The sequence below is a fragment of the Hyphomicrobium sp. genome (assembly GCF_047600905.1).
GTDB lineage: Bacteria > Pseudomonadota > Alphaproteobacteria > Rhizobiales > Hyphomicrobiaceae > Hyphomicrobium_B.
The window spans coordinates 2,879,412-2,897,244 of record NZ_JASGKD010000001.1 but is presented as its reverse complement, the minus strand read 5'-3'; the positions used below and the strand labels follow the sequence as shown (position 1 = coordinate 2,897,244).

Sequence of the window (17,833 nt, the reverse complement as noted above, 5' to 3'; positions counted from 1 at the left end):
TGCGTCGCTTTTGGGCCATGTTGCCGCCGACATCTCCTCACCAAATCAGCGTGGCGCGATGGGGACTCGAATCATGAAGGACGCGCAGCCACGCTGGATGCGAACTGCCCTAGCCGGTACGGCGATTCTCTCGGTGATGGCAGTCTTGACTTTCTGGGCATCCGAGGACGGCGCAAAAAAGATATTGGGCGCAGCTGAGCCTTTCATGCTGCGGGCCGCGGCACTCTTTCGGCAAAGCTATCACGCTGCACCGGCTCTGACAGTCGGCATCATTCTGGCCGCCTGTCTTCCGCTTGTTGCTGCGCTGATCAGGATGTCCAAGCCGTTGACGCGATCGAAGAACGCGACGCGCCCATACAAGCCGAGGCGCGGCGATACATTCGACGCCCGTCTAGCCGGACCACCGGCCATTCCCCGCCATCTCCCATTCATCGAGATCGAGAACGGTCGCGGCATGCGCTGCGCGATTCTGCGCGACATGCTGAGAATTGGTCGTGAAGACGATAACGACATTCGTATTCCGAGCCGCTACGTGCATCGCTATCACGCCGCCATTCATCGCGAGGATCTTGACGATTGGCGCATTACCGATTTGACCGGCGTCGAGAGTAACGGCCTGATCATCAATGGGAAACGGTGTTGCGAAGCGCGCCTCAACGACGGTGATCTGATTCAGCTCGGGCCTGGAAAGCTGCGTTTTCGGGCTGGCATTGGGTAATACTCGCGTCGCCGCCAAGGTTCTGTCCAGGTTCCAGTTCATGCGTATCTCATACGTGGCCCGATTCTGCGGAGGTCGGCGCCTGTCCAGATGCAGAGGGAGATTTGTCGATGTCTGTCGAACGAGGCGAGACGACCGCGGGTAATGAGGCGAAGGGTGCAAAGCCACACAAATTTTTGGGATCTCTGAGGGATGCGTTGATGGCAGCCGGACGCGACGAGACAACTCCCGGTCGTCCTGCAGTCGCGGCCGCGCCGGCGAAGTCTCCGTCTCCCCCGCAAGTCCAGGCGGCCACGACCGATGACGTTGTCCCGCCGCCAATCGCATCGAAACCCGACGTGTTAAGCGCCGAAGAGGCCGCTCGCCTCGCGCGCTCCGGACCTGAGCCCAAAATTCCGGAGGGTTTGGGTCTCTCGAAAGAAAAAGAAGCGGACGCCCCACCGACGACGCGCGTCGTTCGGCCCGAGCCTCCAAAAGCTAGAAAAGCCGAGCCTGAGCCAGAAGCGGCACCTCGCACCGTTCTCGTGCGCGGCAAGCAGAAAATCGAGCACGGCGCGTTCGAGCGCGACCCTGTCGTCGCCTTTTTGATCGTCGTCGGCGGACCGGGGCTCGGCTCCTACCGGCCTGTTTTCGAGGGCAATAACACCCTCGGGCGCTCGCGCGACAACCGCATTGCCTTGGATTTTGGCGACGATGCCATCTCCAACGAGGCGCAGGCGTATCTGCGCTATGATTCGACCGATCGGTCTTTCCTCTTTGTGCCAAATCTTGCTAAGACGAATGTCGTTTCTGTGAACGACAAGCGACCGGCCGGCCCCGTGCCGTTGCAGCCGATGGACGTCATAACGCTCGGGCGCACGCAAGTCGCATTCCTGCCGTTCTGCGGAAGCGATTTTGACTGGTCAGAGATTTCCGAAACCTAAGGATCGAATGCCGCCGTTCGAGCATGCAGTCGCCGCAACGCGCGGAGCCCGCGACTATCAGGAAGATACCGCTGCATTCCTGTCGGAGGGCGGCGAACCGGTGATGTTGTCCGCTGACGGTCCAGGCTATGATCGCAGCGGCTTCGCCGTCCTCGCAGACGGCATGGGCGGCCACACCGGCGGCGCTCTGGCGAGCCGTACGGTGTGCGATCATTTTCTGAAAACAGCATCCACGGCAAAAGGTGATGCCAGCGAGCGCCTCATTGCGGGGCTTGGTGCGGCAAATGCCGCCGTCGCCAACAAGGTCGCGGAGAATCCTTTGCTCGCCGGCATGGGTTCCACCCTCGTCGGCGCGGCGTTCGGACCTGTTGGCATCGAATGGGTCAGCGTCGGCGACAGTCCGCTCTTTCTTTTCCGCCGCGGTGAAGTGGCGCTTCTGAACGAAGATCATTCACTCGCGCCTGAACTCGACCGCATGGTGGCCGAAGGCAAGCTGACTGCCGACGAGGCGCGCCACGATCCGCGTCGGCATATGTTGCGGTCGGCCGTGACGGGCGATGAAATCGACCTTCTCGATGTTTCGCGCCAACCGTTGAAGCTGGAGCCGGGAGACTACATCATTCTGGCAAGCGACGGCATCGCAACGCTTGAGAACAGTGAAATCGCTCGCGTTATCCAGGGCTATGCCAAGGACGGCGCGGCCGCCGTGGCCAAAGCGATCATCCGTTCGATAGAAGCGATCCGCGAGCCTTATCAAGACAACGCCACCGTGCTTGTCGTAAGAGCGGTCGGCTGATTATTTTTCAAGCGCGGGTTCGGGAAACGACGCCGCCGAGCGGGCTTTTATCTTTCTCAAAATAACTCGAATTTCAAAGGCCTGCTGAACGATTGGTCCGTGCACATTGCAACCTTACGCAAATGTATATTGGCCGCCAGAAACCCGCAATGAACCTCCCTTAAGAGCCGCTGCCTGACGGCCCACAAGTGGCCGGGTGAGATGCGAAGGAGATACGAATGCTTTCCAAAGTTCTGAGCGGTGCGGTTATTGCTGGCCTTCTGATGGCCGTTTCGGCCCCCGTCGTTGCTTATGCTGACGACGCTGCTGCTCCCAAGACCAAGGCCGACTGCAAGAAGGCCAAAGGCAAGTGGGACAAGAAGACGAAGACCTGCACCGTCGCAGCGAAGTAAGGTCTGAAAAGACTTTGCACTGGAGAAACAGCGGTCTTTGGCGAGCCCGCTGTTTTTTTATTCAAACGTCCTCAACGAAATCGCTCGCAAGACTGCGAATGTGAGACGCGATATGCGGTTGCATCATTGCTAGCCGATGAAAATCTTCACGCTGCAGTTTTAGCAATCGGCACTTCGACGTCGTAATGATCGCGTCATCGTGCACGCCGTCATCGAACATCGCTCCGACCCCGAACACGTCGCCGGCAGAGTACGTCCGCCGCCCCTCGTTCGACTGCGTTTCGAGTATTCCGGACGCTATGAAATACATCGCATCGCCCGGCGCGCCTCTCTTCACGACTTCAACGTTCGGCGGAAAATTGTGGGCTTGCAGCAGAGGCATGATCTGCGCAGCTTCTTTGGCGTTGAGCCGCGCCAGCAATGGCACGCGTGACATCAGCGACCATGTGACGACGAAATCCCGCCGCTGCAGCTCTTGTGCGAAACCTGTCGAGATGATTGCAACCGGCAATGCCAGAACACAGAGCCCGACGACCATCGTAAACCCGCCGACGACCTTGCCGAGCGCGGTGATCGGGGTGACGTCTCCGTAGCCGACGGTTGTCAGCGTCGCGATTGCCCACCACGCCGCTTGCGGAACGCTTCCGAATTTGTCGGGCTGAGCATCGCCCTCGATATAGTACATGAGCGTGGCCGAGAAGAGCAGTGCGGTCGCCAGCAGCAAGCATGCACCCAACAGCGCCTTGCGCTCGTTCGAGAGGACTCGAACCAGCGTGTACATCGCCGGCGAGTAGCGCGAGAGCTTCAGGAAGCGGAGAAGCCGCAACGTTCTGAGGATGCGCAAGTCGATCGTAAAGATGCCGCTCAGATAGAATGGCAGGAACGCGGCGAGATCGATGATCAACGCCGGTTGCCGTGCAAGCTTGGCCCGTGCTTTCCACGGCTGCTTGCGCGCAAGGTAGGGCACCTCGATCGCGGTCCAGATCCTGAGCGCATATTCGATCGTGAAAATCGCGACGGAGAAAATTTCAAACCAGTAAAACCAATGGCTCCATCTGGCGCGCGCCGCCGGCACCGTCTCTGCAACGAACGCGGCAACGTTCAAGAGGATGAGGCAGACGATAAAGGTGTCGAACACCTTGCTCGCGAGATCTTCGCCGTGCCCCGTCTCGATGACCTCATAAACGCGCTTCCGCAAACTCTTGCGGTGCACTCCAGAGGACACAGGTGCGCTACGGTCGAGGCGTTCCTGCAAGATCGGCTTCCCTTCTTCTTCGCTCCGCATAGAGATCATCGTTTTGGCGAATCTCTGTCTTCGCAGTGCATCATGGGCGGTCGCTGGACTTGCTAAGAATTCGCAAACACCCGCGACGTTGAGTAGACCTTGCGTCTATGAGCCAACTGAGGCATCAGCGCATGGGTCACGCCGAGCCCCACCGCCGTTTTGGCCAAAGGTCCTTGGCGCTTCGACACCTCAGTTCACTACCGCCGCCCGCCCCAGTTGAGTAAGATTTTCGCTCAATAAAAAAAGATTTCTAGGAGGAAAAGTCCGTGGCCGTGAAGTCCGACATAGAAATTGCGCGTGAAGCGAAGCTGAAGCCCATCGCCGAGATCGCGGCGAAGGTAGGTGTGCCCGCCGATGCGTTGGTTCCCTATGGCTGGACGAAAGCCAAGGTATCCTCCGAATACATCAAGCAGATCGAGGGCAATAAAGACGGCAAGGTCATCTTGGTGACGGCCATCAGCCCGACACCCGCCGGCGAAGGCAAGACGACGACCACTGTCGGTCTGAGCGACGGCCTTAACTATATCGGCAAGAAAGCCATCGCCGCTCTGCGCGAGCCTTCGCTGGGCCCGTGCTTCGGCGTGAAGGGTGGCGCGGCCGGCGGCGGCTACGCCCAAGTCGTCCCGATGGAAGACATCAACCTGCATTTCACCGGCGATTTCCACGCCATAACGAGCGCCCACAACCTGCTTTCGGCGCTGCTCGACAACCATATCTATTGGGGCAATGCGCTGGGCATTGATCAGCGCCGCGTCGGTTGGAAACGCGTTCTCGATATGAACGACCGTGCGTTGCGCTCGATCGTCAACTCACTCGGCGGCGTATCGAACGGCTTCCCGCGCGAAGACGGCTTCGACATTACCGTCGCCTCCGAGGTCATGGCAATTCTGTGCCTGTCGAAAGACATCAAGGACCTCGAGAATCGACTGGGCAACATCATCGTCGCCTATACGCGCGACAAGAAACCGGTCCGAGCCCGCGATCTCAAAGCCGATGGCGCCATGACCGTCCTCCTCAAGGACGCGCTTCAGCCGAACCTTGTTCAGACGCTGGAGAACAATCCGGTCTTCATCCATGGCGGCCCGTTCGCCAACATCGCCCACGGCTGCAATTCGGTGCTTGCCACCAAGACCGCGATGAAGCTTGCCGATTACGTCGTGACGGAAGCTGGCTTCGGTGCCGATCTCGGCGCTGAGAAGTTTTTCGATATCAAATGCCGCAAGGCAGGGATCGCGCCGTCCGTCGTCGTGATTGTCGCGACGGTGCGTGCGCTGAAGATGCACGGCGGTGTCGCCAAGGACGACTTGAAGACAGAAAACGCCGCAGCTGTCGCCAAGGGTTGCGAAAACCTCAAGCGTCACATCGAGAACGTCAACAAGTTCGGAGTTCCCGCTGTCGTTGCAGTCAACAAGTTCATCACCGACACCGATGCCGAGATTGCCGAGGTGCAAAAAGCCGCGGAAAGCATGGGCACGAAGGCGTTCCTGTGCACGCACTGGGCCGATGGCGGCAAAGGCACCGAAGGCCTCGCGCACCATGTCGTGAAGGTGATCGACGAAGCCAAGGCCAACTTCAAGCCGCTCTATCCCGACGACATGAAGCTGCGCGACAAGGTCAAAACGATCGCAACCGAGATTTATCGCGCCGCCGATATCTCGTGTGATTCAAGCGTCGAGAACCAGTTCAAGGATTTGGAGGCGGCAGGGTTCGGGCATTTCCCGGTCTGCATGGCAAAGACCCAGTATTCGTTCTCGACCGATCCGGCCAAGCGGGGCGCGCCGACAGGCCACATCGTCCCGATCCGCGAATTGCGGCTTTCGGCAGGTGCGGAATTCGTGGTTGTCGTCACCGGCGAGATCATGACGATGCCGGGTCTGCCCAAGGTGCCCGCCGCCGACTCCATCCGTCTCGACGACAAGGGTCAGATCCAGGGTCTGTTCTGACACAAAGAAGTCTAACTCATATCAGCCATACGGGGCGGGTCATTCTAAGACCCGCCCCTCTTTTGTTACCAAGGCCAGGCTTTTCGTCCCGCCGATTGACCTCGAATGCGTCTTCTCGCCATTCTCGCCACCAGTTGCTTCGTCAGCTCGATGTCGATGCGGATCATCGACCCCGTCGTGCCCGACATTTCGAGGGATCTCGGGGCTGATCCTGCGTCCGTGGCGATGCTCGCCTCGTTTTATGCGTTTCCTTATGCCCTCGCCCAACCCGTACTCGGGGCCTTTGGCGACGCGCTCGGAAAGGCGCGCATCATCAAGATCGCTCTGGCCGTGTTGACGGCCTGCCTCGCTGCGTCGGCGGTCGCGCCAAGTCTCGAGTTGCTCGCGATCGCACGTCTGGTCGGCGGCGCCGCAGCAGGCGGGATTATTCCCTTGGCGTTTGCCATCGTCGGAGATCGCTTTCCGATGTCGGAACGCCAGCTTGCGCTCTCGCGCGTTCTGACCGCGATCATAGCCGGGCAGCTTACGGGTTCGATCGGCTCGGGCCTCGTCGCGTCGTTCGTGGGCTGGCGAGTGGCGACGGCTGCGGCAGCAATCCTGTCGCTTCTCGCGTTCATCGTCACGCTTCGGCAATTGCGCCCGTCGCCGACCGCACAGCGAACAAAACCGAGCCTCGGCGAATTTCTTGGCGGCTACCGCGCCGTCTTCGCCAATCCCCGTTCGGCAGTTTGCTTTTCGGCGGTCTTTGTTGAAGGAATTGTGATCTTCGGACTGTTCCCATATGTCGCGGTTCTCCTCGAACAGCGTGGCGCCGGCGGCTTGCGGGAAGCCGGCTTCGTTCTCGCGGGCTTCGGCCTCGGCGGATTTGTCTACACCGCCCTGGTGCGCCTGATGCTCGGCCGCCTCGGCCTCTACAGGCTGATCATGTCGGGCGGCATTGTTTCAGGCACGGGTCTAGCTTTGCTTTCCCTGGGAACGACCTGGCCGGCTGAGATGGCGATTTTTATCGTCGTCGGCGTCGGCTTCTATATGATCCATAACTCCCTGCAGACGCAGGCGACTGAACTCGCGCCTCACAATCGCGGCTCGGCGGTCGCCATGCATACCTTTTTCGTGTTCTTGGGACAGGCCTTCGGGCCGATCATCTACGGTATCGGGCTGCCGGGACTGGGAACGGCTTGGTGGCTGCTCCTCGCGGGCGTGGTGATGGGACTGCTCGGCATCGCGACGTCCCGGGGCCTGAAAGCGAGATCCGCTCTTGCCACGGCAGCCATTTCCTCTCCACCTGCGATATAACTCAGTGGCGCGCGGGGTACGCTCTCGCTCTCGGGCCGCTGCCGCAATTTTATGCTGGCGTCGTCGATGGCTGCTTATTTCGCAAGCAAATTGATGCTGTTGTGATTAGGTAGGTGCAGCAAATCCGGGCTTTGCGTAAAATGGCCTGGGCTTTGCGATACCGAACCGAAAAGAGTCACGGCGGGAGGGTGCATTTGGGCGTGCCATTCGACGAAATGAACGGCTTCGGCGGCGAGGTCCGTCCGCCATATAAAGCTTTCGCGGAATGGCTCGGTGTCCAGCGTCTCGATACTCTCCGGCAGAAATCTGCCGAGGCGGAGGTTTTGTTCCGTCGTTCAGGCATCACGTTCGCCGTGTACGGAGCCGAAGAGGCGGGTGAGCGTCTCATTCCTTTCGATATTCTGCCGCGCATCATCTCGGCAGAGGAATGGCGCCGCTTGGAACTTGGCATCGAGCAGCGTGTCCGGGCCCTCAACGCCTTCCTCTATGATATCTATCACCGCCAGGAAGTCTTGAAAGCCGGCAAGATCCCCGAGGAACTGGTCGTCCAGAATTCGGCCTTTCTGCCGGAAATGATCGGTGTCGATCCGCCTCGCGGAATTTACAGCCACATCATCGGTGTCGATCTCGTCCGCACCGGCGAAAATGAATTCATGGTTCTCGAAGACAATACGCGCACGCCATCGGGCGTCTCGTACATGCTCGAGAACCGCGAGACGATGATGCACCTGTTTCCTGACCTCTTCAGTCGCAATCGCGTGCGGCCGGTCGATAACTATGCCGACGCCCTTCTGAAAACGCTTGAAAGCGTGGCGCCGAGCAATCTCGATGCCGAGCCCACAATCGCGCTGCTGACGCCGGGCATCTACAACAGCGCTTATTTCGAGCACTCGTTCCTCGCCGATCAGATGGGCGTCGAACTGGTTGAAAGCTCCGACCTTGTCGTCATCGATGGCCTTTTGCGGATGAAGACGACGGAAGGTCTGAAACGCGTCGATGTTCTCTATCGCCGCGTCGATGATGATTTCCTCGATCCATTGGTGTTCGAGCCGACGTCGCTCCTAGGCGTGCCCGGCATTTTTGACGTCTATCGGTCGGGCCGCGTCACGATCGTCAACGCGCCCGGCGCCGGTATCGCCGACGATAAGGCCATCTACAGCTATATCCCCGCGATCATCGAATTCTACACCGGCAAGCCTCCGATCCTGCCGAACGTCGAAACTTACAGCTGCCGGGAGCCGGACAGTCTCAAATACGTTCTCGATCACCTTCCTGACCTTGTAGTGAAGGAAGTCCATGGCTCAGGCGGATACGGCATGCTCGTCGGACCAAAGTCGACCGCTGAGCAGATCGAGACTTTCCGCGCTAAGCTCATCGCCAATCCAAAAAATTACATCGCCCAGCCGACACTCTCGCTTTCGACCTGTCCGACGCTCGCCGATACGAGCGTCGCACCGCGGCATCTCGATTTGCGTCCGTTCGTGCTGATTGGCGACCAGGTGCGGCTGATGCCGGGAGGGTTGACGCGCGTGGCCCTGAAGAAGGGTTCGCTCGTCGTCAATTCGAGCCAGGGCGGCGGCACCAAGGATACGTGGGTGCTGCAGGAATAGCTTCGGAATGCTTGGACGTACCGCAAACGATCTTTATTGGCTGTCGCGCTATATCGAGCGCGCGGAAAACATAGCCCGCCTGCTGGAGGTCGGCTATCGCATCGTGCTGCTCCCGCGCGAAGGCGAAGGCTTTCACGAGGAATGGCGGTCGACGCTCGAAAGCGCTGGGTGTCTTCAAGGCTATGTGCAGCGGCACGGCGAACTGATTTCGCAGAACGTCATCGACTATATGCTTTTCGATACGTCGAATCCGTCGAGCATAGCATCGTGTCTCGCGGCCGCCCGCCGCAACGGCCGGGCTCAACGCACTGCTCTGACGCGCGAAATGTGGGAGAGCTTGAACAGTTCCTGGCTGGAATTCTCCGCAATCCGGCCGTCGGAGGTGACGTCGAACTCGCTTCCGGAGCTTCTCGATTGGGTGCGGTCGCGTTCGGCGCTCTATCGCGGTGCCATGCTGAACACGATCCTGCGCAACGATACTTTCTATTTTAGCCAGGTCGGCACCTTCATTGAGCGCGCCGACAGCACAGCCCGCATTCTGGACGTCAAATACTACCATTTGCTGCCCTCGAGTGAGATGGTCGGAAGCGAGAAGGACAACTATCAATGGGCGGCGCTGTTGAGGTCGGTCTCGGCCCACCGCAGCTACCGCTGGGTTTTCAAGGATCATTACCGGCCGTTGAAGATCGCAGATTTCCTGATCCTCAACCGGCAAATGCCGCGCTCTCTGCGTTCTTGCTATGACGAACTGACCTTGGCTCTGCGCGATATCGCCGTGTTTTATGGCGCCCGTCATGATTGCCAGACGACGGCGGAATCGACACGCGACCTTCTGCTAGAGGCGGACATCCAGAACATCTTCCAATCGGGTCTGCATGAATTCGTGCAGGACTTCATCACCCGCAACAACAAGCTCGGGAACGAGATCTCCACCGCTTACCACTTCAGCGATTGAGGATCTGGCGATGCGTATTTCGATTGGGCACGTTTCGCGTTACGTCTACAGCGAGCCGACGAAGTATTCGATTTTGGCTCTCCGCCTGACGCCTCCGAATTTTCAGGGCCAACGCGTTGTTGAATGGCGCGTCAGCGCGCCGGGCATTGACGCCGTAAAGCCCTTTCGCGACGGTTTCGGCAATATGGTTTATCTGGCCAACTCCACGGAAGAACATTCCGAATCGTTGATCATCGCCAAAGGTGTCGTCGAGACCGAAGACCGCGCTGGCGTCGTCCGCGGTCTGACGGATCCCGCACCGGTCCGGGTCTATCGGCGATTCACCCCCAAGACTTTGCCGACCGAAGACATCCGGGCGCTGGCAAGTGCCGCCGGTGCCAAAGGCGATATCCGCGGCATGCACAATCTCATGCATGCCGTCCGCGACGCCATTGACTACGAGGTTGGCGCCACTAACGCGCACACCACCGCCGCCGAAGCCCTGAAGGAGGGCAAGGGCGTCTGTCAGGATCACGCCCACGTCTTTATCGCCGCCGCGCGATCGCTGGGCCTTCCCGCCCGCTACGTCAGCGGCTACGTCCTGACCGGAGCCAACGAACCCTCCGACGCTAACCATGGCTGGGCGGAAATTTGGCTCGATAGCTTGGGCTGGGTCGGCTTCGATCCGGCCAACCGGCTTTGTCCGACGGACAAGTACGTGCGGCTCGCCTCTGGCCTCGATTCGAGCTATGCAGCCCCAATTCGCGGCTCTCGTAGAGGAATTGCCAACGAAGAGCTTGACGTCATCGTCGAAGTTCAGCAGCAGAGCAGCCAGCAACAGTAGTGGCCTGCCGACTTCGGAGACGATTGCATGACTTACGCCGTAGCATTCCGCCTGGAGTGCGGACTTGTGTTCGCGGCCGACACGCGGACCAACGCTGGCGTCGATAACATCGCGCAATATAAAAAATTGCAGCTATGGCGCCGCCCGGGAGAACGGGTCTTCGTGCTTTTGAGCGCCGGCAACCTTGGTGCCACGCAGTCCGTCGTCAGCTTGATCAACGAGCATCTCGCCGCCGAGCCAGGCGAAGACGAAGAAGTGGCGACGCTCTACACCGCCCCGAATATGTATCGGGCAGCCCGGGTTGTCGGCGACGCCGTTCGCGAGGCGCGCAAGATCGACGCCGCCGCGCTCGAAGCCAGCAAGCTTGGCTTCAACACCAACTTCATCTTCGGCGGCCAGATCAAAGGCGAGCGGCCGCGGCTGTTCCAGATCTACCCGGAAGGCAACTTCATCGAAGCCACCGACGATACTCCGTTCTTCCAGATCGGCGAGCACAAGTACGGAAAGCCCATTCTCGATCGTGTCGCGCGTGCCGACATGCGTCTCGGAGAGGCGGCGAAGCTGATTTTGCTCTCATTCGACTCGACGCTGCGCTCCAATCTTTCGGTCGGCATGCCGATCGACCTCGTTATTTACGAGCGCGACACTTTTGACGTCACGCGAGAGAAGCGGATCAGCGCTGACGACGAGTATTTCCGCAATCTCTCCGGCGCGTGGTCCGACGCGTTAAGGCAGGCGTTCTCCAAGATCGAAGAGTTCGACGTCTGAATTTGCGGCGTGCTCGGCGCGATGATTTAAGATGGTGTGCAGCCCTCGTGTCGCCGGTCAAAGGCGGCGGCTACAACATGCGGCCGCTGAAATCCATGCTGCACCCCAGCAAAACGGCGCCCTCGTTTGCCTTTGCACGCGATTAGCGAAAGAGCAGTCTCGATTCTCTTCCTGAGTTACGTTTAGATAAGCGGAGGTCGTGAAGGGCAGGTAGGCGCTGGAAGGGCATAATGGGTCTCCCGACGCTTAAGGAGTATCTTTCGAATTGGACGCTGGAGGGCCGCACCCGCGGTCAGGTGGCCGACACCGTTCTTGCGCTCGCGGGAGCCAGCATCCGTCTTGCGGATATCATCGGACGGGGCGCCCTCGATAACCGGCTGGGCCGTATCGTGGCGCGAGCGGGTGAACTCGACGAGCAGAAGGAAATCGACGTCTTCGCCAATGAAGTGATCGTATCCGCCTTGCAAGACGCCCCTGTCGCGGCGCTGGCCTCGGAAGAGGCGGAACTTCCCATTGCTCTCAAAAAGGATGCTCCGCTTCTCGTTGCGACCGATCCTCTGGATGGATCTTCGAACGTCGACGCGAACGTCTCGGTCGGCACGATATTCGCGATTCTGCCGCGCCACCCATCCTCGGATGGCGAAGCGGCATTTCTACGCCCGGGCTCCCACCAATTGGCTGCAGGGTTCTTCGTTTATGGTCCTCAGACGATCCTGGCGCTGACCGTCGGCCACGGCACGCAAATCTTCACGCTCGACCGCAAGACCGAGATTTACCATCTTACGCAGCGGAACGTCTCGATCCCTCCCGAAGCCTCGGAATATGCGATCAACGCCTCCAATGCCCGTCACTGGGACGATCCGATACGCATCTATATCCATGATTGCGAGAACGGCGCCAACGGGCCGCGCGGGCATGATTTCAACATGCGCTGGACAGGTTCGCCCGTCGCCGACGTCTACCGCATCCTGACCAGGGGCGGCATTTACCTTTATCCTGGAGATCGCAGAAAAGGCTTCCATCAGGGTCGCATTCGCCTCATGTACGAAGCCAATCCGCTGAGTTGGATCATGGAACAGGCGGGCGGACGCGCGACCACAGGCCGAGACCGTGTGCTTGACGTCGTGCCGGCCGCTCTGCATCAAAAAACTCCGCTGATTTGCGGATCACGAGATGAGGTCGATAGGGTTATGCGCATCTACAGTGGCCAGGAATTCAAGGGCGATCGCTCGCCGCTCTTTGGCCGCCGCGGTCTTTTCAGAGCATTGCAGTAGCATCCTGAGTGCAGAAGAGAACCGCATCGAGCCTCGTCAATGTCCATTAAGCATCCGATCATCTCCGTCACCGGTTCGTCCGGCGCAGGCACGACGTCGGTTAAACAGACCTTCGACAACATCTTTCGCCGCGAGCATGTCAAAGCCGCATTCGTGCAGGGCGACGCATTCCATCGCTACGATCGCTGCGGCATGGAAAAGGCGATGAAAGCCGCAGCCAAACGCGGCAACCACAATTTCAGTCACTTCGGTCTTGAAGCGAATCTCATTGGCGAGTTGGAAACCCTGTTTCGCACTTACGCCGAGGGCGGCCGAGGACTCAATCGTCATTACGTTCACGATGAAGTGGAAGCGCGGACGTTAGGCGCGCCCATCGGCACATTCACGCCATGGGAAGAGATCGAGCCCGATACAGACCTTCTGCTCTATGAAGGTCTGCATGGCGCCATCGTCACCGGCGAGAACAACGTCGCCCGCCATGCCGATTTGCGCATCGGCGTCGTGCCCGTCATCAACCTCGAATGGATTCAGAAAATCCAGCGTGATCGCAGCGAACGGGGTTACACGACCGAAGATGTAACCCAATCCATTCTGCGACGAATGCCCGATTACGTGCAGTATATCTGTCCGCAGTTTACCCAGACGGACATCAACTTCCAGCGCATCCCGACGGTCGACACCTCGAACCCGTTCATCGCCCGTTGGATTCCAACGCCTGACGAATCGATGGTGATTATCCGCTTCAAGGAGCCCCGCGGCATTGATTTCGCGTATCTCCTGTCGATGATCCACGATAGCTTCATGTCGCGTGCCAACTCGATCGTGATTCCCGGCAGCAAGCTCGATCTCGCCATGCAGCTCATCCTGACGCCGCTCATTTTGCAGCTTGTCGAACGGCGCCGTCGGGTCATCTGACCCACCATTTGCGAAAGGTAGCCAGTGACGCGCCCTCTCCTGATCGCCCCCTCAATTCTCTCGGCCGATTTCAGCAAGCTTGGCGATGAGATCAGGACCGTTGACGCCGCCGGTGCCGATTGGATCCACTGCGATGTCATGGATGGTCACTTCGTTCCGAACATTACGTACGGCGCCCCCGTGATCAAAGCCGTGCGCGGCGCCTCGAAGAAAATCTTCGATGTGCATCTGATGATCGCACCGGTCGATGTTTATCTCGCCGATTTCGCCGCCGCCGGCGCTGACATCATAACCGTTCACGCCGAGGCGGGCCCGCATCTCGACCGCTCGCTTCAGGCAATCCGCGCACTCGGCAAGAAGGCCGGAGTTTCACTCAATCCCTCTACCCCAGAAAACGTGATCGAATACGTTCTTGACCGCCTCGATCTCATTTTGCTGATGAGCGTCAACCCGGGCTTCGGCGGTCAGTCGTTCATTCCCTCAGTCGTCGATAAGATCCGTCGCGTAAAGGCGATGATCGGATCGCGTCCTATCGACATCGAAGTCGATGGCGGAGTTACACCGGAGACGGCACCGCTCGTCGCCAAGGCCGGCGCGAACGTCCTGGTCGCCGGCTCGGCCGTCTTCAAAGGCGGAAGCGAAGCGAGCTATCGCGCCAACATCGACGCTATTCGCAAGGCCGCGACATCGGCCAGCTAGAAAGCCCTTGATTTGCCGGCGCGACGGCATATTTCCACCGCCCATGATTGACCGCCGGTTATCCGATCCGCTTCCGATCGATGCTGTCCTCGACGATCTTCGTTCGGCACTGCGCGTGCATGGTTCGGCCGTGCTTGTTGCCGCACCGGGCGCAGGCAAGACGACGCGCGTGCCGCTTGCACTGCTCGACGAGCCGTGGCGTGCCGACGGCAAGATCCTGGTCCTAGAGCCTCGGCGCATCGCGGCCCGCGCCGCTGCCGAGCGCATGGCGGCAACGGTCGGCAGCCGCCTTGGCGACGATATCGGCCTGCGAGCTCGTCTCAATTCTAGAACAGGACCTCACGTCGCCGTCGAGGTCGTGACCGAAGGCGTGTTCACGCGCATGATCCTCGACGATCCTGAGCTGCGTGGCGTCGCCGCCGTTCTCTTTGACGAATTTCACGAGCGCTCGCTCGATGCTGATCTGGGCCTTGCTCTCGCGCTTGATGCGCGCTCCGCGCTACGTCCCGATCTCAAGATCGTCGTGATGTCGGCGACGCTCGAAGCGAGATCAGTCTCAACCATGCTCGGCAACGCGCCGGTGATCGAGAGCCAGGGTCGCACCTTCCCGATTGAGACACGCTATCTCGGCCGAAACGCTGCACGCCTGGAAGACGATATTGTCGCCGCGACACTCCGGGCAACGGCCGCCGAATCGGGATCTGTTTTGGTCTTCCTCCCCGGTCAGGGCGAAATCTCGCGCGTTGCAGAACGTCTCGGTAATCATGCACTGCCTTCAAATGTCGATGTCGTTCCGCTCTACGGCGGCCTCGATCCGTCGGCGCAAGATCGTGCGATCGCTCCATCGAATCCAGGGCGCAGAAAGATCGTCCTCGCGACGTCGATCGCCGAAACGTCGCTGACGATAGAAGGTGTTCGCGTCGTCATCGACAGTGGCGTCGCGCGTGTTCCCCGTTATGAACCGGATATCGGCATAACGCGGCTCGAGACCGTCCGCGTCTCCCGTGCCTCGGCGGATCAACGCCGCGGCCGCGCGGGCAGAACCGAGCCCGGGGTGTGCTATCGCCTGTGGAACGAGCCCGAGACGCAGGGTCTTGCGCCTTTTGCAGACCCGGAAATTCGGTCCGCCGATCTTTCAAGCCTGCTGCTCGACTGCGCTGAATGGGGAGCGGGCGATCCGCGTAAGCTTCGCTGGCTCGATCCTCCGGGCGAAGGTGCGCTCGCTGCGGCGCGCGCCGGTCTCGAAGCGATTGGCGCACTCACACCGGACGGCCGCATCACCGCCGATGGCCGGCGTCTGCGCTCCTTTCCGCTGCCGCCGAGGCTGGCACGCATGATCATCAAAGCCGGTGAAAGCGGCGACGCCAGACAAGCCTCCGAATTGGCTGCTGTTCTGGTTGAGCGCGGAGTTGGCGGAAATGATATCGATCTTTTGCAGCGGCTTGAGCGATTCCGTCATGATCGTTCGCAACGCGCCGAGGCAATGCGTTCGCTCGTGCGCCAGTGGCAGAACATGGCGACGGCCGCCGCACCCGGCAAGCAAAGTCTATCCGTCGCGGCGACGCTCGCGCTTGCTTATCCCGATCGTATTGCAAAAAATCGCGGCAAGCGCGGAAGTTTCGTTTTGGCAAACGGCAGAGCCGGACAGATCGAAGACGGCCATCACTTGGCATCCGCGCCTTTCCTCGTCGTCGCCGAGATGCAGGGACGCGCCGCCGCGACGCGCATTCTGGCGGCACTGGCGTCCGATGAAGCGGAAGTCGAAAACATCGCCGCCGGTGCAATCGAAACGCGCGATGAGGTCGTCTTCGACAAGGACGCACGTGCCGTCCGCGCAAAACGGGTTCGCCGTCTCGGAGCCATCACGCTGCAAAGCGAAGCCCGAACGCTCGAATCCGATGATGATGTTGCATCCGTGTTGGCGCGGGGATTGGCCGAGCAGGGAATCGCGTCCCTGCCCTGGACGAAAACGCAGTCGCAGCTTCGCGCCCGTGTCTCTTTCCTGCGCCAGGAAGACGACAACTGGCCGGATCTTTCGGACACCGCCCTCGCCACAACTGCCGAACAATGGCTCGGTCCATTTTTGCTCGGCAAGTCGCGCGCGTCCGAGGTCAACGGCGAGACGCTGGAGAATGCGTTAAGCGTGCTGCTTCCGCGCGCGATGCGCCAGCGTCTCGACAATGAGGCACCCACGCATTTCGCCGCTCCGACCGGTAATGCTCATTTGATCGATTACGAAAGCGAGGGCGCGCCGGCCGTTCATATTCGCGTCCAGGAACTTTTTGGCTTGCGAGAGCACCCCTCCATAGCGCGAGGTCGATTGCTTCTAACGCTGCACCTGCTGTCTCCGGCGCACCGGCCTATCCAGATAACCAGGGATTTGCCCGGTTTCTGGGCCGGATCATGGCGTTCGGTAAGGGCGGACATGCGCGGCCAGTACCCCAAACACGAGTGGCCGGAAGACCCCGCAACTGCGTTGCCCACCGCGCGTGCAAAAACGCGAAAACATTCATGGTAGAGTTTACCTTCGCCTGAAAGCGCACGTGCGAAGAAGCGGTTTCGCGGCTACTCAGTCTAAAAATTCATTTGATTGATCAATCGCTCACAGAGCGCTTACGACCAAAGTCGTGTTTGTTGCCCCGCACCTTGGCGAGTTAAGACAAATTCCGCGTTCGTTTGCCGCAGGATAGCGGCATTTGGATTGCTTCGTCGGGGGCCCGATACGCGCTCCTAGCGGAATTTCGGAGGTATATATTGTCTGTGCCGGCGCACATTCTGATTGTCGATGATCACCCCCTTTTCGTCGAAGCTTTGCAGAGGGCAATTTCTAGCGCATTCGCAGAAACGATTACCTATCCTGCGGTTTCAATCGAAGCCGCGAAGAGCCAGCTCAATGGCGGGATTTCCTTTGACGTGGTGTTGCTCGATCTCGCCCTGCCTGGCACCCAGGGATTCGACGGCCTCCTTGAACTGAGAACACTCTATCCACGTCTTCCGATCGTCGTCGTGTCAGCGCTCGAAGATCCGCGTATCGTGCAGGACGTCATGCGCTATGGCGCCGCCGGCTTTATTTCGAAATCGGCAGACCGGGCAGAAATTGCAGCGGCGATCAAAGACGTCATGGATGGCTCGCTGACTCTGCCGAAAGGCTATCGCCCGCCGGAAATGGTGACGTCCGAAACGCGAAGTGACGTCGTCCGCCGCTTGCGAACATTGACGCCCAAGCAATTGAGCGTTCTGAAGATGCTTCGTCAGGGGTTGCTGAATAAGCAGATCGCCCACGAACTGCAGATCGAGGAAACGACGGTGAAGGCGCATGTTTCCGAAATTTTGCGAAAGCTGAATGTATCGTCTCGGACGCAAGCAGTGATTGAAGCCCAGAAAATCGACTTCAGCATCATCCTGGGGGATGCGAACAGCAGCTGACGTCCGTTTC

16 protein-coding genes are annotated in these 17,833 nt (G+C 59.6%); 15 read left to right on the top strand and 1 reads right to left on the bottom strand.

Translation table 11 applies throughout. The annotated features are described in order from the left end of the window. The first annotated feature begins 73 nt into the window (after nt 1-73). From QM780_RS13920 to QM780_RS13905, 4 genes are all read left to right on the top strand, one after another. Nucleotides 74-718 (top strand): FHA domain-containing protein, encoded by a 645-nt coding sequence (locus tag QM780_RS13920; protein WP_415071051.1) that lies wholly within the window; start codon nt 74-76, stop codon nt 716-718. A 110-nt stretch (nt 719-828) separates the two neighbouring features. Beyond that, complete coding sequence (locus QM780_RS13915; protein ID WP_415071050.1) at nt 829-1,641, top strand: FHA domain-containing protein; 813 nt, start codon at nt 829-831, stop codon at nt 1,639-1,641. A gap of 7 nt (nt 1,642-1,648) precedes the next feature. After that, entirely contained in the window at nt 1,649-2,437 is a 789-nt protein-coding gene (locus QM780_RS13910; RefSeq protein ID WP_415071049.1) for a PP2C family protein-serine/threonine phosphatase, read from the top strand. Nucleotides 2,438-2,655: 218 nt separating this feature from the next. Continuing rightward, nucleotides 2,656-2,829 (top strand): hypothetical protein, encoded by a 174-nt coding sequence (locus tag QM780_RS13905; RefSeq protein ID WP_415071048.1) that lies wholly within the window; start codon nt 2,656-2,658, stop codon nt 2,827-2,829. Between the two features lie 61 nt (nt 2,830-2,890). Here QM780_RS13905 and QM780_RS13900 read toward each other — a convergent pair whose 3' ends face one another. Continuing rightward, nucleotides 2,891-4,123, bottom strand: coding sequence for a cyclic nucleotide-gated ion channel (locus tag QM780_RS13900; RefSeq protein WP_415071047.1), 1,233 nt, complete (start codon nt 4,121-4,123; stop codon nt 2,891-2,893). Between the two features lie 257 nt (nt 4,124-4,380). Between QM780_RS13900 and QM780_RS13895 the strand changes: the two genes are divergently transcribed. The 11 genes from QM780_RS13895 (at nt 4,381) to QM780_RS13845 (ending at nt 17,823) form a co-directional block, all read left to right on the top strand. Continuing rightward, nucleotides 4,381-6,057 carry a formate--tetrahydrofolate ligase gene (locus QM780_RS13895; RefSeq protein WP_415071046.1) on the top strand — a complete coding sequence of 559 codons (1,677 nt, stop codon included), beginning with the start codon at nt 4,381-4,383 and terminating at the stop codon, nt 6,055-6,057. 105 nt (nt 6,058-6,162) lie between these two features. Further along, nucleotides 6,163-7,353 (top strand): MFS transporter, encoded by a 1,191-nt coding sequence (locus QM780_RS13890; RefSeq protein WP_415071045.1) that lies wholly within the window; start codon nt 6,163-6,165, stop codon nt 7,351-7,353. Nucleotides 7,354-7,568: 215 nt separating this feature from the next. After that, complete coding sequence (locus QM780_RS13885) at nt 7,569-8,963, top strand: circularly permuted type 2 ATP-grasp protein (protein ID WP_415072045.1); 1,395 nt, start codon at nt 7,569-7,571, stop codon at nt 8,961-8,963. 7 nt (nt 8,964-8,970) lie between these two features. Continuing rightward, on the top strand, nt 8,971-9,918 hold the full coding sequence (locus tag QM780_RS13880; protein WP_415071044.1) for an alpha-E domain-containing protein: 948 nt from the start codon (nt 8,971-8,973) through the stop codon (nt 9,916-9,918). Between the two features lie 10 nt (nt 9,919-9,928). Then, nucleotides 9,929-10,741, top strand: a complete 813-nt coding sequence (locus tag QM780_RS13875; RefSeq protein WP_415071043.1) for a transglutaminase family protein — start codon at nt 9,929-9,931, stop codon at nt 10,739-10,741. A gap of 27 nt (nt 10,742-10,768) precedes the next feature. Further along, on the top strand, nt 10,769-11,509 hold the full coding sequence (locus tag QM780_RS13870) for a peptidase (RefSeq protein ID WP_415071042.1): 741 nt from the start codon (nt 10,769-10,771) through the stop codon (nt 11,507-11,509). A gap of 230 nt (nt 11,510-11,739) precedes the next feature. Then, nucleotides 11,740-12,783 (top strand): class 1 fructose-bisphosphatase, encoded by a 1,044-nt coding sequence (locus QM780_RS13865; protein WP_415071041.1) that lies wholly within the window; start codon nt 11,740-11,742, stop codon nt 12,781-12,783. A gap of 39 nt (nt 12,784-12,822) precedes the next feature. Next, a complete protein-coding gene (locus QM780_RS13860; RefSeq protein ID WP_415071040.1) occupies nt 12,823-13,698 on the top strand; it encodes a phosphoribulokinase in 876 nt (291 codons plus the stop codon). A gap of 24 nt (nt 13,699-13,722) precedes the next feature. Further along, complete coding sequence (gene rpe / locus QM780_RS13855) at nt 13,723-14,397, top strand: ribulose-phosphate 3-epimerase (RefSeq protein ID WP_415071039.1); 675 nt, start codon at nt 13,723-13,725, stop codon at nt 14,395-14,397. A gap of 43 nt (nt 14,398-14,440) precedes the next feature. Continuing rightward, nucleotides 14,441-16,915, top strand: coding sequence for an ATP-dependent helicase HrpB (hrpB, locus tag QM780_RS13850; protein ID WP_415071038.1), 2,475 nt, complete (start codon nt 14,441-14,443; stop codon nt 16,913-16,915). A 236-nt stretch (nt 16,916-17,151) separates the two neighbouring features. Beyond that, nucleotides 17,152-17,823, top strand: a complete 672-nt coding sequence (locus QM780_RS13845; RefSeq protein WP_415071037.1) for a response regulator — start codon at nt 17,152-17,154, stop codon at nt 17,821-17,823. Nucleotides 17,824-17,833 lie beyond the last annotated feature (10 nt).

Excerpts from the sequence above, each read along its gene's own strand:
- QM780_RS13870 (WP_415071042.1), top strand. The coding sequence starts at position 10,769 with ATGACTTACGCCGTAGCATTCCGCCTGGAGTGCGGACTTGTGTTCGCG.
- QM780_RS13920 (WP_415071051.1), top strand. The coding sequence starts at position 74 with ATGAAGGACGCGCAGCCACGCTGGATGCGAACTGCCCTAGCCGGTACG.
- QM780_RS13900 (WP_415071047.1), bottom strand. The coding sequence starts at position 4,123 with ATGATCTCTATGCGGAGCGAAGAAGAAGGGAAGCCGATCTTGCAGGAA.
- QM780_RS13910 (WP_415071049.1), top strand. The coding sequence starts at position 1,649 with ATGCCGCCGTTCGAGCATGCAGTCGCCGCAACGCGCGGAGCCCGCGAC.
- QM780_RS13875 (WP_415071043.1), top strand. The coding sequence starts at position 9,929 with ATGCGTATTTCGATTGGGCACGTTTCGCGTTACGTCTACAGCGAGCCG.
- QM780_RS13860 (WP_415071040.1), top strand. The coding sequence starts at position 12,823 with ATGTCCATTAAGCATCCGATCATCTCCGTCACCGGTTCGTCCGGCGCA.
- QM780_RS13915 (WP_415071050.1), top strand. The coding sequence starts at position 829 with ATGTCTGTCGAACGAGGCGAGACGACCGCGGGTAATGAGGCGAAGGGT.
- QM780_RS13880 (WP_415071044.1), top strand. The coding sequence starts at position 8,971 with ATGCTTGGACGTACCGCAAACGATCTTTATTGGCTGTCGCGCTATATC.
- QM780_RS13865 (WP_415071041.1), top strand. The coding sequence starts at position 11,740 with ATGGGTCTCCCGACGCTTAAGGAGTATCTTTCGAATTGGACGCTGGAG.
- QM780_RS13905 (WP_415071048.1), top strand. The coding sequence starts at position 2,656 with ATGCTTTCCAAAGTTCTGAGCGGTGCGGTTATTGCTGGCCTTCTGATG.
- QM780_RS13885 (WP_415072045.1), top strand. The coding sequence starts at position 7,569 with ATGAACGGCTTCGGCGGCGAGGTCCGTCCGCCATATAAAGCTTTCGCG.
- QM780_RS13890 (WP_415071045.1), top strand. The coding sequence starts at position 6,163 with ATGCGTCTTCTCGCCATTCTCGCCACCAGTTGCTTCGTCAGCTCGATG.
- hrpB (WP_415071038.1), top strand. The coding sequence starts at position 14,441 with ATGATTGACCGCCGGTTATCCGATCCGCTTCCGATCGATGCTGTCCTC.